At 70.4% G+C, this 13,418-nt stretch carries 11 protein-coding genes; 2 read left to right on the top strand and 9 right to left on the bottom strand.

Annotated features, from left to right (window positions below; translation table 11 throughout):
* The first annotated feature begins 1 nt into the window (after position 1).
* Together JIG36_RS22460 and JIG36_RS22455 are read left to right on the top strand one after the other, a co-directional pair.
* Entirely contained in the window at positions 2-1,096 is a 1,095-nt protein-coding gene (locus JIG36_RS22460; protein ID WP_203378344.1) for an LLM class flavin-dependent oxidoreductase, read from the top strand.
* Positions 1,089-2,420, top strand: a complete 1,332-nt coding sequence (locus JIG36_RS22455) for an NtaA/DmoA family FMN-dependent monooxygenase (protein ID WP_203378343.1) — start codon at positions 1,089-1,091, stop codon at positions 2,418-2,420. The genes JIG36_RS22460 and JIG36_RS22455 overlap by 8 nt, the downstream gene beginning before the upstream one ends.
* A gap of 224 nt (positions 2,421-2,644) precedes the next feature.
* Here JIG36_RS22455 and JIG36_RS22450 read toward each other — a convergent pair whose 3' ends face one another.
* From JIG36_RS22450 to JIG36_RS22410, 9 genes are read right to left on the bottom strand one after another with little or no spacing between them, the layout of a single operon-like run.
* Complete coding sequence (locus tag JIG36_RS22450) at positions 2,645-3,340, bottom strand: endo alpha-1,4 polygalactosaminidase (protein WP_203378342.1); 696 nt, start codon at positions 3,338-3,340, stop codon at positions 2,645-2,647.
* Positions 3,337-4,293: an NAD-dependent epimerase/dehydratase family protein gene (locus tag JIG36_RS22445; RefSeq protein WP_203378341.1), complete on the bottom strand. Its 957-nt coding sequence runs from the start codon at positions 4,291-4,293 to the stop codon at positions 3,337-3,339. The genes JIG36_RS22450 and JIG36_RS22445 overlap by 4 nt, the downstream gene beginning before the upstream one ends.
* The gene (locus tag JIG36_RS22440) at positions 4,290-5,585 is read right to left on the bottom strand and encodes a nucleotide sugar dehydrogenase (RefSeq protein ID WP_203378340.1); all 1,296 of its coding nucleotides are present in this window, start codon (positions 5,583-5,585) and stop codon (positions 4,290-4,292) included. Before JIG36_RS22440 ends, JIG36_RS22445 begins: the two co-directional genes overlap by 4 nt.
* Positions 5,586-5,611: 26 nt before the next feature.
* The gene (locus tag JIG36_RS22435; RefSeq protein WP_203378655.1) at positions 5,612-6,466 is read right to left on the bottom strand and encodes a glycoside hydrolase family 191 protein; all 855 of its coding nucleotides are present in this window, start codon (positions 6,464-6,466) and stop codon (positions 5,612-5,614) included.
* A 17-nt stretch (positions 6,467-6,483) separates the two neighbouring features.
* The gene (locus tag JIG36_RS22430; RefSeq protein ID WP_203378339.1) at positions 6,484-7,320 is read right to left on the bottom strand and encodes an NAD-dependent epimerase/dehydratase family protein; all 837 of its coding nucleotides are present in this window, start codon (positions 7,318-7,320) and stop codon (positions 6,484-6,486) included.
* Positions 7,317-8,045, bottom strand: coding sequence for a sugar phosphate nucleotidyltransferase (locus JIG36_RS22425; RefSeq protein WP_203378338.1), 729 nt, complete (start codon positions 8,043-8,045; stop codon positions 7,317-7,319). The genes JIG36_RS22430 and JIG36_RS22425 overlap by 4 nt, the downstream gene beginning before the upstream one ends.
* Before the next feature lie 22 nt (positions 8,046-8,067).
* The gene (locus JIG36_RS22420; RefSeq protein WP_203378337.1) at positions 8,068-9,486 is read right to left on the bottom strand and encodes a hypothetical protein; all 1,419 of its coding nucleotides are present in this window, start codon (positions 9,484-9,486) and stop codon (positions 8,068-8,070) included.
* Positions 9,483-10,970: a GT4 family glycosyltransferase PelF gene (pelF, locus tag JIG36_RS22415; protein WP_203378336.1), complete on the bottom strand. Its 1,488-nt coding sequence runs from the start codon at positions 10,968-10,970 to the stop codon at positions 9,483-9,485. The genes JIG36_RS22420 and pelF overlap by 4 nt, the downstream gene beginning before the upstream one ends.
* A gap of 7 nt (positions 10,971-10,977) precedes the next feature.
* Positions 10,978-13,086, bottom strand: coding sequence for an Agd3-related carbohydrate-binding protein (locus tag JIG36_RS22410; RefSeq protein ID WP_203378335.1), 2,109 nt, complete (start codon positions 13,084-13,086; stop codon positions 10,978-10,980).
* Between the last annotated feature and the right edge of the window lie 332 nt (positions 13,087-13,418).

The following is a 13,418-nucleotide window of genomic DNA, read 5'->3' as shown; positions in this document are numbered from 1 at the left end:
GGTGACGCACCTGCATCTCGCGGTGGCGCTGGACGGCGCCGGCTGGGCGCCGGACGCCTGGCGGGAGCCGGACGCCCGCCCGGCCGAGCTGTTCACCGCCCGCTACTGGATCGATCTGGTCGCCGAGGCCGAGGCGGGCAAGCTCGACTTCGTCACCATCGAGGACGCGCTGGGCGTGCAGACCGACGACCCCACGCTGGTGCAGGGCCGCCTGGACGCCGTGCTGATCGCCTCCCGGGTCGCCCCGCTGACCCGCCACATCGGGCTCGTCCCGACCGCCACCGTCACCCACACCGAGCCGTTCCACATCTCCAAGGCGATCGCGACCCTCGACTACGTGAGCCGGGGCCGCGCGGGCTGGCGGGTGCAGCTGTCCGCGCGACCTCAGGAGGCGGCACACTTCGGGCGCCGGACGGTCAGCGTCGAAGAAGAAGGCTCCGTCCAGGAGCTGTTCGACGAAGCCGCCGACTACGTGGAGGTCGTGCGCCGGCTCTGGGACAGCTGGGAGGACGACGCCGAGATCCGCGATGCCGCCACCGGCCGCTTCATCGATCGCGACAAGCTGCACTACATCGGCTTCGAGGGCCGCCACTTCAGCGTCAAGGGCCCGTCCATCACCCCACGCCCGCCCCAGGGCCAGCCCGTGGTCACCGCCCTGGCCCACAGCGAAATCCCCTACCGGTTCGCGGAGAAGGCGGCCGACGTCGTCTATGTGACGCCGGCCGACGCCGCGAACGCCCGGGAGATCGTCTCGCAGGTCAAGGTGCGTCACGTCTTCGCCGACCTGGTGGTGTTCCTCGAGCCCACCGAACGCGAGGCGGCGCAGCTCTCCTCCGACGCCCGTGTCTTCGCCGGGACCCCGGCCCAGCTGGCCGATCTGCTGCAGGAGTGGCAGGAGGCGGGCCTCACCGGCTTCCGTCTGCGCCCGGGCCGCCTCCCCCACGACCTGCGCGGCATCACCCGCGGCCTGGTCCCCGAGCTGCGGTCCAGAGGCGTTTTCCGTACGGAGTACGAGGCGTCCACCCTGCGCGGCCTGCTCGGTCTCGAGCGCCCGGCCAACCGCTACGCCGCCGCCGAAGGAGCCCGCGTTGCCTAAGCAGATCCACCTCGCCGCGCACTTCCCCGGTGTCAACAACACCACCGTCTGGAGCGACCCCGCCGCCGGCAGCCACATCGAGTTCGACTCCTTCGTGAAGCTCGCGCAGACCGCCGAACGCGCCAAGTTCGACTTCTTCTTCCTCGCCGAGGGCCTGCGGCTGCGCGAGCAGGGCGGCCAGATCTACGACCTGGACGTGGTGGGCCGGCCCGACACGTTCACCGTTCTCGCCGCGCTGGCGGCCGTGACCGAGCGGCTCGGCCTGGCCGGCACCATCAACTCCACCTTCAACGAGCCGTACGAGGTGGCCCGGCAGTTCGCCTCCCTCGACCACCTCTCGGCCGGCCGGGCCGCGTGGAACGTCGTCACGAGCTGGGACGCCTTCACCGGCGAGAACTTCCGCCGCGGCGGTTTCCTGGCCGAGGAGGACCGTTACAGCCGCGCCACCCAGTTCCTCGCGACCGCCAAGGAACTGTTCGGCTCGTGGCCGGCCGACGCCATCGCCGCCGACAAAGCAAGCGGCGTCTTCCTGCGCGACCCACAGGCTGGAACGTTCCGGCACACCGACCAGCATTTCGACATTGCGGGCCGGTTCAACGTCCCACGCAGCCCGCAGGGCCGCCCGGTGATCCTGCAGGCCGGTGACTCGGATGCGGGCCGCGAGTTCGCCGCCGCCACCGCCGACGCCATCTTCAGTCGTCACGGAACCCTCGAGGACGGCCAGAAGTTCTACGCCGATGTCAAGGACCGCCTGGCCCGCTACGGCCGCGGCCACGACTCGCTCAAGGTGTTGCCGGCGGCCACTTTTGTGCTCGGCGACACCGACAACGACGCGCAGGAGAAGGCGCGGATCGTGCGGCGGCAACAAGTCAGCGGGGCGACCGCCATCAAGTTCCTGGAGCAGCTGTGGAACCGCGACCTTTCCTCGTACGACCCGGACGGGCCGCTGCCGGAAGTCGACCCGGACGTGTCGGACGAGCACATCGCGCGGGGCCGGGCCAGCGTGCGGATGCACCGTGACCCGATCGCCGTGGCGCGGGAGTGGCGTGCGAAAGCGGCCGCTGGGAAGCTGTCGATCCGCGAGCTCATCATCGAGGTGACCGGCCGGCAGACGTTCATCGGCTCGGCCGCGACGGTTGCCGACCGCATCGACCACCTCGTGCAGGAGGACGCCGCCGATGGTTTCATCCTGGTGCCGCACGTGACGCCGGGCGGGCTCGACGAGTTCGCCGACACGGTGGTGCCGCTGCTGCAGGAGCGCGGCGTGTTCCGGTCCGAGTACGAGGGTGAGACGCTGCGCGAGAACCTCGGGCTGGACCGGTGACCACGGTCGGGGCCGGGCTCGACGACCCGGTCGTGGCTTCACTCCGCGGTGAGCACGCGCGGTTCGCTCAGGCGTACGGGAAAGCGGTCCGCGGCTGCGCACCATTGAGCTCGGCGACCTGCACACCTCGGCCGCCAACGCGAGCGCGATCCGCCTCTACGAGTCGATCGGTTTTCCGACTCCGGAAGCGGACCACGTTCGCCGTCTACCGCAATGTCAGCGACTCAAACCCGTGACAGGGCCCGGTCGCTGACGATGCACTGCATGCCGAACTGCCGGGCCCGGCGGATCGCGAAGTCGGTCAGGCCCGGGTCGTCGGCGTAGTCCAGCGCGTACAGGTCGAGCTGCAGCCGCAGCAGCTGCTCGGCGATCTGCGCGTGGAACTCGAGGGTGTCGGCCGGCCAGGCGGCGTAGCCCTCGTCGGTCCAGCGGGCCGAGAACGACTCGAACACCACCCCGTCGACCAGTTCGGCCAGCCGCGGCAGCATCCCGAAGCCCCGGTTGGCCAGGATGTAGGCCGATCCGGCCTCGGCCCGCAGCGCGGCCACCAGGGTCAGCAGGTGCGGCACGTCCTCGGGGAAGGTCAGCTCGACGTTGAGCGTGTCGAGGAACAGCCCGTCGAACCCGGCCGCCAGCGCGTCGCGGGCCTGCCCGACCACGTGCGACACCCAGTCCGGGTGTCCGACGTGGACGAACTTGCCGCCCCAGTCGGGGTTGACCTCGGTGCGCTGCCAATCGGCGGGCGGACCGGTGTCCTCGGACAGGGTCAGGTAGGCCAGCACGTGCACGCCCTTGGCCTTGAGGAAGGCGATCTCCTCGGCGTTGTAGAAGTCGGGCTGCAGCACCACGCGCGGGTATTCGGCCAGGTCGACCAGTTTGCCGTTGCCGTAGTAGAAGCAGATCGGTGCGCGTTCGCTCATGACGGCCGCCCGTGTGAGGCGTACCAGGCGAAGGTTGTCCGCACGCCTTCTTCGAGCGTGACCGTGGGTTCGTAGCCGGTCAGCTCGCGCAGTTTGGACAGGTCGGGGCAGCGGCGGTGCACCGACCCGGCCGGGGCGTCGGAGGGCGCCAGGACGGGACTGGTCCCGGCCACGCGCAGCACCAGCTTGGCGAGGTCGCCGATGTTGGTCTCCTCACGGTCGTTGCCGATGTGCACGATCTGCCCGGCCGCTTCCGGCGTGGCCATCAGGCGCACCATGGCCTCGACCGCGTCGTCGACGTGGCAGAACGCGCGGAACTGGTCGGCGCCGGGCACCCGGAACGGGTCCTCGCCGGAGCGGGCCCGCAGCGACATCTCGGGGATGACGTGGTCGGCGCCCATCCGCGGCCCGTACACGTTGTGGAAGCGCCCGACCACGGCGTCGAACCCGCGGGCGCGCGCGGTGTGCAGGAACGCGGCCTCACCCAGGAGCTTGCTGACCGCGTACGCGAACCGGGGTGCCGTGATGTCCGAGATCATCGTGGGAATCGTCTCGGGTGTCGGCACCGGCACGATGCCCGCGTCGACGCCGCCCGCGTAGACCTCGCTGGTCGAGGCGAAGAAGACCCGCTCGCCCGGCTGGAGCCAGTCGAGCAGGTGCATGGCCACGAGGGTGTTGACGCGGACGACGCGGGCCGGGTCCTTCTCCACGTTGCGCACACCCACGACGGCGGCGAGCAGGTAGATCTGGTCCCAGCCGTGCTCCAGCCCGGCATAGAAGGCGGGGTCGGTCAGGTCGCCCGAGACCACCTGGGCGCCCAGCTCGGAAATGGCGGTGTCGGAGCGGCCGCGGGAGAAGTCGTCGACGATGGTCACGTCGTGGCCGTCGGCGATCAGGCGCCGGGCCAGGTGGGCGCCGATGAAGCCGGCGCCGCCGAGCAGCAGGGCCCTCATGCCGCCACCAGCCCCAGGCCGGCGTAGCGGATTCCGGCGGCGCGGATGGCGTCCGCGTCGAGGATGCGCCACGAGTCGAAGATGAGCGCGGGCCGGGCGTCGCCCAGCATCGCGGTGATGTCGACGCCCCGGTAGTCGGGGTGGTCGTTGATGACCAGCACGGCATCGCTGTCGGCGAACGCCTTGTCGAGGCTGACCGGGTCACCGCCGTACTGGCGCACCACTTCGGCCGTGACCATCGGGTCGTGGCCGGTGACGGTGATGCCGGCCTCGCTGAAGATGGGCATCATGGTGGCGATCGGGGTGCCCCGCATGTCGTCGGTGGGCGGCCATCCCTTGTACGCCCACCCGAGCACGGCCAGGCGCAGCCCGCGGGTCTCGCCGCGGATCTCGCGCAGCAGCCGCACCACGATCTCGGCCACGTGCTTGGGCAGATGCTCGTTGAGGGCACGGGCCTGCCCGACCAGGAACGGCGTGTAGTCGCCGGCGCTGTCGAGCATGATGTACGGGTCCTTGGACAGGCAGCCGCCGCCGACGTAGCCCGGCTTGGACAGGTCGGGCCGCGGGTAGTCGACGTTGGCGGCTCGGATGACCTCGAGCGGGTCGAGGCCGTGCTGTTCGGCGATGAGCGCGATCTCGTTGCCGAACGAGTAGATCAGGTCGGTGTGGCAGTTGTTGGACAGCTTCACCAGTTCGGCCGCTTCGAGGCTGGAGACCGGCACCACGGTGTGGGCCAGGCCGCCGAAGAACTCCAGTCCGGCGTCGCGGGAGGCGTCGTCGAGGCCGCCGACCACCTGGGGCAGTTCGACCAGTTCGCGCAGGGCCTGGCCCTGGATGGTGCGTTCGGGGGCCATCACCAGTTTCACGTTGTCGCCCCACGCGGCCCGCAGTTCGGGCAGCACCACCTTGCGGCTGGTGCCGACCGGCACGGTGCTGCGCACCACCACCAGGGTGCCGGGCGCGCAGGTGGCGGCCACGCTGCGCGCGGCGGCGGCCAGGTTGGCCAGGTTGGGGCGGCGGGTGGTCTCGTCGACCGGCGTGGAGACGCTGATGACGGCGACGTCGACCGTGTTGCGGGGCAACGTTTCGGCGACGTGGACGGTCTTGCCGACCTTGTCGGCGAAGATCTCCTCGACGCCGGGTTCGAAGATGTGCGAGCGCCCCTGGGAGAGGGTGTCGAGCACGTGGTTCGACACGTCGGCGCCGTGCACGACGTAGCCCTTGTCGGCCAGCGCGGCCGTCAGTGTCAGCCCGACGTAGCCTAGGCCGACGACTCCGATCGTCTGTGGCATGCGGTTTCTCTCCTCCGGGAACTCTTCTAGGGGCAGGGTTGTGCGGGTCGGTCCAGTTCGAGCACGGTGACCGTGCCGGTGAAACGTTCGGTGGCGTAGTGCTCGCAGGCGGTCTTCACGTCGGCCGCCCGGGTGGCGTAGTCGACGCTGAGCACAAATTTGCCGGCGTCGCGCAGGGCGCGGGTGTCGGCCAGGTTCTCGGCGCACCAGTCCTCGGTGCACGGTTCGTCGGTGGCCAGGAAGAACAGTTCCTCCATCCCGATCCCGTCGATGGCCGGGGTGTATCCGGGCTGGTGCCGCAGTTCCGGCGAGTTCTGCGGCACGATGAGAAAACCGGGGCGACGAGCTTTCCCGTACGCCGAGATCCGCGCGATGAGCGAGGCCATGTCCCGGGCCAGGGCGTCGCGGTCACGCCCTTGCACGGCGTCCAGCGAGATCTCCTCGTACGCCAGTGGGGTGTCGAGGTAGACGCCGTCGAACCCGGCTTTCAGCGCCTGGTCGACGCGGGGGCGCACGACGTCACGCCACCACCGCTCGTCGTAGAACCGCACGAAGTATTCGCCGGGCCAGTCGGTCCACTCGTTGGCGATCAGATCCTTGGCCAGCCGCGGGTATTCGGGCCGGAAGTCCTCGATGCTGCCGATCTCGAAGTAGGCCAGAACCCGTTTGCCGGTGGCCCGCACCTTCGCGATCTCGGCCGCGGTGAACCAGTCGGTATGGGCGTCACGGGCCAGGTCGATCACGACGGTCTGATACGGCCCGGACGCGAGTTCGTCGAGCCGGCCGTCGCGATAGTCCTGGAGCTGGTAGGCCCATGAGGGTCCGGACGGTGGGGTGGGGTCGGACGTGCAGGCGGTGACGGTCACCAGAACCGCCGCCATGACCGTCACCGCCCTTCTCACGCGTCTTCCCAGATGCTCTTGACGGAGTCGCTCAGGTCGTAGGCGGGCGCCCAGCCCAGGTCCTGGGCGGCCCGGCTGATGTCGGCCCGGATCCAGTTCACGGCGGCCGACCGCTGCGGCCCGGCCCCCTGTTCGAGGATCTCCCCGTCGAACCCGGCCTCGCGGGCGAGCATCCCGACCGCCTCGCGCACGGTCACCGCCCGCCCGCTGCCGGCGTTGTAAACCTTGTGCGGCACCGCGTCGGCGGTCACGACCGCGCGGATGAGCGAGGCCACGTCGCGCACGTCCACGAAGTCGCGGTAGGCGCCCAGCGGTCCCAGCGTCAGCCTCCGCTGCCCGGCCCGCAGCTGGGCCGCGACCCGGCCCAGCACGTTCTCGGCGGGCTGCCCGGAGCCGATCGGGTTGAACACCCGCAACGACACCGTGTTGTCGGCCAGCGCGAACAACCGCGTACCGGCGGCGTGGCTGACCCCGTACGCGCCAACGGGTTCCAGCCGGTCGTCCTCGGCCACCGCGTGCCCCTTGGGGACGACCCCGTACTCCCCGGCCGAGCCGAGCCGCACCAGGCGCGCGCCCGGGGCGGCTTCGAGCAGGTTGGCCGCCACCATGGCGTTGGCCCGCATCAGTTCGCCCGCCGTGCCGGTGAGCGCACCCACGCAGCACACCACCGCGTCCGGCTTTTCGGTGCGCACCAGCGCTTTCAGCTCGTCCAGGTCACCGTTGACCAGGTCGTGCCGGTCACGGCCGGGCGTGATGAGCTCACCCGCGTCCTCCAGGGCGGCGCGGACGTGACGCCCGATGAACCCGGACGAGCCGAACAGAAGGATCCTCATACCGGCTCCCCGGCGCGTTCGCGCAGCAGCAGCGGGCGCAGCTCGTCGAAGATGCGGTTGGCCTCGTCGTAGTCCTCGGGGCGGCCGATGTCGAGCCAGTAGCCGGTGAACGGGTAGGTGGCCGGGTTCTCGCGGCGGGCGAGCAGGTCGAGCACGAGCTCGTCGAAGCCGAACGAGCGGCCCGCCGGGTAGGGGGCCAGGGTGCGGCGGCTCATCCCGTACACGCCCATGCTGACCTGGTAGCGCAGGCTCGGCTTCTCACGGAAACCGGTGATGCGGGACGCCTCCACGTCGAGCACGCCGAACTCCACCTTGTGGGTGCGTTCGGCGATGGCCACGGTGAGCCCGGCCCCGCTGACGGTGTGCTGGTTGAGCAGGTCGGCGTAGTCGAGGTCGGTCAGCACGTCGCCGTTCATCACCAGGAACTGGTCGGGCAGCGTGTCCTTGAGCCCGAACAGCGGTCCGACCGTCGACAGGGGACGATCCTCCTCGATGTAGTCGACCCGCAGCCCCCAGCGGGCGCCGTCACCGACGAACGCCTTGATGAGCGGGCCGAGATGGTTGATCGCCAGGGTCACCGACGTGAAGCCGCAGCCGGCGAGCTGCTCCAGGACGATCTCGAGGATCGCGTGTTTGTCACCGATCGGCATCAGTGGCTTGGGCAGCGTGGTGGTGTACGGCCGCAGCCGCACCCCCTTGCCGCCGGCGAGAATCACCGCGTGCATGCAGATCTCCCCCTTGCGTGATCTACCGGAAGTGGCGTACCTGGCGGACGGACGGGGCCAGGCCGAGCAGGAACAGGGCCAGCAGCGCGAGGACGCTGCCGAGATAGAGCACCGTGTCGGTCAGCGGAGCGACCGGCCGGCCGAGCAGGAAAACAGCGCCGAGGTGCAGCGCCAGGGCGGCGGTCAGCGACGCGCAGAGCCGGCCGAACCGTTCGAAGCCGGCCAGCAGGAACGCGGTGTAGTAGGCGCCGCCGAGCACGACGTGGGCGGCGACCATCACCATGACGGCCGGGTCGGTGGAGCGCAGGACGGCCACGAGCACGACGCCGAGGGCGGCCGGGACCGCCGTGCACAGCGCGATCTCACGGCCGATGGCGCGGGCCAGGCCGATTTCGAAGTCGGCCGGTCGCCGGCTGGTGCGGGTGAGCCCGACGGCTTGGGCGCGGAACCGTTCCGCGCGCCATTCGACGAAGCCCATGGACAGGATGAGCGGGGCCACCGCGACGGCGATGTCGAGGCGGTCCGACAGGTAGGGCGCGGCGGCGTGCAGCAGCAGCAGAGCCGAGAGGATTCCGTACGCGGTGACGCCCGCCAGCGCGTGCCGGGGCAGCCGGGCCGGTTGTTCGTCGGCGCCGCCCTTCTTGAGCGTGCACCACAGCGCCAGGGCGAACGCGGCCAGGATCCCGGCCGCCGCGGTGACCAGCGCCGCGTCGCGCAGCACCGGGCCGAGCAGGTAGGCCAGGCCGGTGACGACCGCCGGAACCATGGCCAGGGCCTGCCACAGTTCGCGGCGGTAGAACATGAGGACGGTGCCGGCGAGCTGGTAGGTGAGCTGCCCGGCGGCCAGCAGCACGAGCCGCCAGTCGCCGAGCGCGGCGCCGAGCAGGGCGCCGGTGAGCGGGGCGGCCGCCAGCGAGAAGCGCAGCAGCCGGGCCGCGCGGTGCGGCCGGTTGGCGCCGAGCAGTTTGTAGGCGGCGAAGGCGACCGTGCCCGCGTACGCCCACCCGACCACCCCGGCCAGGGTGAGCGCAACGATGGCGTGGCGCTGCCCCAGCACCGACAGCACGGCCGGGAACACCGCGCTGGGCAGGGCGTAGAGGGGGCCGTGCAGCAGCAGCCGCAACGTCTGGCGGCGGCCGTGGCCGGTGGCGACCGGGGCGGGCGGGTCGTCGGCGGGCGGCCCGAGGCGGCGGAACACCTCGCCGGCGAGTGCGAACACGTCGGGGAAGCCGTACTCGACCCGGGCGATGCGGTCGGTGACGCCGTCGGCCTCCAGGGCGGCGGCCACCTGAAGCGCTTCGACGGCCCGCGCGACCGACGGCCGGATCCGGTCGACGAGCATGTCCAGGGGGTCGGTGGAGATCCGTGGCAGCACCACGGGATGGGTCGCGGGCGCGGTGGGCACCGCGTCGTCTCCAGCCAGCTCAGCTTCGACTGTCATCGCACGCCCAACCAGGCCGGGGCGGCCGGGCGCAGACGCGGCATGGCCGGGCCTTCGATCGGGCGGGCCAGCTTCTCGTAGACGTCGCGGTACATCTGCAGCGACTGGGCCAGCGTGAAGTGTTCGAGCACGCGGGCACGGGCCGCGTAGCCGAGGTTGTGGCGCAGTTCGTCGTCGCGCAGCAGCTCGATGCAGGCCTCGGCGACGGCCGCGTGGTCGCGCGGCGCCACGACCCGGCCGGTCTCACCGACCGCCTCGGCCACCCCGCCCACGTTGGTGCACACGCAGGGCCGCCCGCACGCCATCGCCTCCACCACCGTGTACGGGAAGCCCTCGGAGATGCTGGTGAGCGCGACGATGCTGCCGGCGTGGTAGGCGTCGACGGCCCGTTCGATGCGGCCCTCGAGCACGGCCGCGCCGTCGAGGCCGAGTTCGGTGATGAGCTGCTCGCACGACTCGTGGTAGGTGCGGTTGACGGCCGGGGTGCCGCCGAAGATGCGCAGCCGTGCCTCCGGGATCTCCTTGCGGACGATGGCGAACGCCCGGATCAGCGTGTGCAGGTCCTTGAGCGGGTCGACGCGGCCCATGAACGAGATGGTCGGCACCGACGGCTCGGAGGTGGCGGCCGGGAACTCGGCCGGTTCCACCCCGTTGTACATCGTCCACATGCGTTCCGGGTCGGCGCCGTTGTGCAGCTGCCAGCGCCGGTTGTAGGCCGAGTGCGGCGCGAGCACGTCGGTGATGAGGTAGGCGGCGCCGGCCAGCGAACGGAAGAAACTCAACGCCATCACCCGTACGGCGTGGGAAGCGTCGTCGTGCAGGTAGGAGATGTAGCGCTCGCGCAGGTAGATGCCGTGCTCGCTCATCACCAGCGGAGTGCCGTGCTTCCACTTGGCGACCATCGCCACCAGCATCGACAGGCCGTTCATCGAGCAGTGCACGATGTCGGCCTGCACCGCGGGCGCGCTCAGCGGCCGCAGCATGTGCTCGAGCAGCCACGTCGCCTGGATCGCGTCGGCCACCGTGGGCGCCCCCGAGGTCTCCTCGACACGCAGGTCACGCCACGCGTCGAGCATCATCGTGACCGCCTCGTTCGAGACCAGCGCCTCGCCGAGGTTCCCGCCCGCTTCGGCATACTCGTAAAGGCCCCGGAGCGCCAGCAGGAACAGGCCGCGTCCCTGCTCGGCGTTCAGGGTGTCCAGCGGGGTGATGAGGGTGCGCAGGAACATCTCGTACGGGCCGGTGAAGGCGGGCCCGGGCGGGCCGTCGCGCTTGTCGGCGCGACGGCCGCCCCACAACGGCACGGAATGCACCCGGTCGAGGTTCGCCGGGGTGGCGAAGACGGACTGCTCGGAGCCGTCGACGGTGAGCGCGACGACCTCCCAGCGGTAGTCGGGCATCCCCTTGATGAGCTGCTCGCACCAGATGCTGACGCCGCCCATCGCGTAGGGATAGGTCCCCTCGGACACGAGTGCTATCCGCATGTGCCGGTTACGCCCTCGGCGCGGCGGTCACGGTCACCGCGGTGCCGGCGGCGAGCGCCAGCGGGGCGGTGACATCGGTCCCGTACGTCGTGGAGGTCGCGGCCTGAACCCCGCTGACCTGAACGGTTCCGGCCGCCGGGGAGGTGACCGTGACCGTGCCCGCCGACCGGTCGTAGACGGCGTCGACCCCGGCCCCCAGCGCCGCGAAGTGCTGGGTGCGGACGCTGGTGTAGGCGCCGATCTGGGCCCAGTCCAGGTTCAGCAGCGGCACCGAGTAGATCGCCTGGTACTTGGCCACGGTGGCCTCGACCCAGTCGGTGGCCAGCGTGCGGCCGTTGCCGTAGTCGCGGACGTTCGCGATGTGCAGCGTGTGCGTGTTGATGCCGCCGGAAGCGACGTGCTGCAACGCGATGCCGGTCTCGTAGTCGACGATCTGCTCGTAGGTGCGGTTCGTCGGCCAGTACGGGAACTTGCCGTTCGGCCCGTAGAAGGAGTTGTAGAAGGCGGTCTCCTCCTCCGGCGTCGTGCAGAAGTAGGCGACGTTGGTCGGCCAGTCCGGCACGACCTCCACGGCCGGCTCCATCGGGTGCACGATCGAGGCGTTGAAGTGGGCCGGCTTGTGGCTGGCGAACGACATGTTGCCGTGCAGGTACCTGATGTTCAGGTCCTTCGCGGCCTGCAGCAGGTTCGGGTTGGAACCTTCCAGGCCGTGGTCGACCGGCACGCCGGTGTCGTCGTCGGGGTCGACCGTGTAGACACCCAGACCCGAGTACTCGGGGGTCTTGAGCACACCGGCCGACTCGGTGAGACCGATGGCGGCGCCGGCGTTGCGGTTGTCGAGAATTTCCCCGTACGTCGCGGCGTAGCTGGTGTGGTTGAGTTCGGGGTGGTTGAGCGTGTGGTTGAGCCAGCGGAAGTCACCGGCGAGGCACTTGGTGGTCGCGGTGAGGTCGTTGGGACCGCCGCCGGGGCTGCACTGGTTGCCGGCGAACGGGTCGATGTCGGCGCCGTTGAACGCCAGGTTGAACTTGAATCCGAGGCCGAGGGCGTCCTGGCGCTGGTCCAGGTTCACCATGTCGTGCGCCGACACCTTGAAGCCCGGGTCGTACTCGATGTGCCCGTCCGGGTAGTAGTGGTCGGCGGTGTTGAACCAGTCGTCGATGTCGACGTTGAGGTAGTGCCGCTGCTCGCCCAGGAACAGGCCCTTGGTGGCCCAGCGGACCAGCCCGTAGACCAGCACGTCGGACTGCAGCAGGTACTGGTTCAGCGTGAACGTGAGGGCGAGGCGTTCGCGGCCGTCGGTCGAGGTCGAGCGCACGCCGAGCACGTTGGTGCCGTCGGTGGCGATCGGGTCGGCGGCGCAGCCCGGGGCGATGCTCGTCTTGTACACATAGGACTGCACGACCGGGATCGCGGCGTCCGCCTTCAGATAGTCGAACACGCCGGCGCCGGCGCTCGTCAGGTTCACGTTGAGCGGGGTGTCACCGACCGAGGTCTCGCCGGCCGAGCGCAGGCAGTAGTCCTCGGGCCAGGAGCCGTACGACGTGTAGAGCGCGGCCTGGCGCACACCGAAGTTCCGCTCGTACGCCCACAGGATGTTCCACTCGTTCGGGTCGAGGCCGTTGAGGTAGTTCCCGCCGTCGGCGTACACGAGCATGGTGTTGGTCAGCAGGATCGCGTTGTACTTGCCGGTGCCGTCGGCGCGCACGAGGGTGTCGACGGTCAGCGGGGTGGTGGCGCTGTAGAGCACGTCGTAGGCGGCGCCGAGCCGGTCGAGGGTGGTCTTCCAGGTCGGCACCCCGAAGTCGTCGGTGTTGGTGGCGACGACGAGCGCGCGCAGGGCGACCTTGTCGTTGAGGCCGGCCAGCTTGGTGGTGGGGCGGGCCAGCGGGGTGCTCTTGTTGAGGGTCACCTTGCCGGCGCGCTCGGGCAGCGGGGCGGGCGGGGCGACGCGCGGCGGGGCGACCTGGCCGTAGCCGGGAATCTGAGGCGGGGCCTTGGGTTTGGCGGGCTTGGCGGCCGCGGGTGAGGCCGCGGCCACGAGCATGCCGGTACAGAGGGCGGCGGCCAGAGCGCGTACCGCACGGCGGTAGGCGGGCAGGCGGGCAGCGGCCATCGAGGAACCTCCACGGTGGACGGGAGTGAGGTGGACGGGCGGGGCGTGCCAGCGGCGAGTCTAAGCAAGAATTAAGGATTGCCGCGGGTCGATCGGCCTGTCCGCGGCACGACCATTCCCGATAGTTGACGGGAATCGACGGCAGTGATATCCCCGGTCGTTCTTCGATCGTTTTCAAAACACTGTGACGACGTCACTTGATCGTGCTGACAAGCCATTTCCCCACGTACGGGTAATGGACCGTTAACAATCGACCTGGTCGCGCGGCGTAACCGGGGTGCGACCGCTGGCGCCGGTTTCGCAGGACAACATGGGCTTACGTCGGACTTGGC

It is taken from the genome of Paractinoplanes ovalisporus, from assembly GCF_016834655.1.
Classification (GTDB): Bacteria; Actinomycetota; Actinomycetes; order Mycobacteriales; family Micromonosporaceae; genus Actinoplanes; species Actinoplanes ovalisporus.
This window is presented reverse-complemented; position numbering and strand designations above follow the sequence as displayed.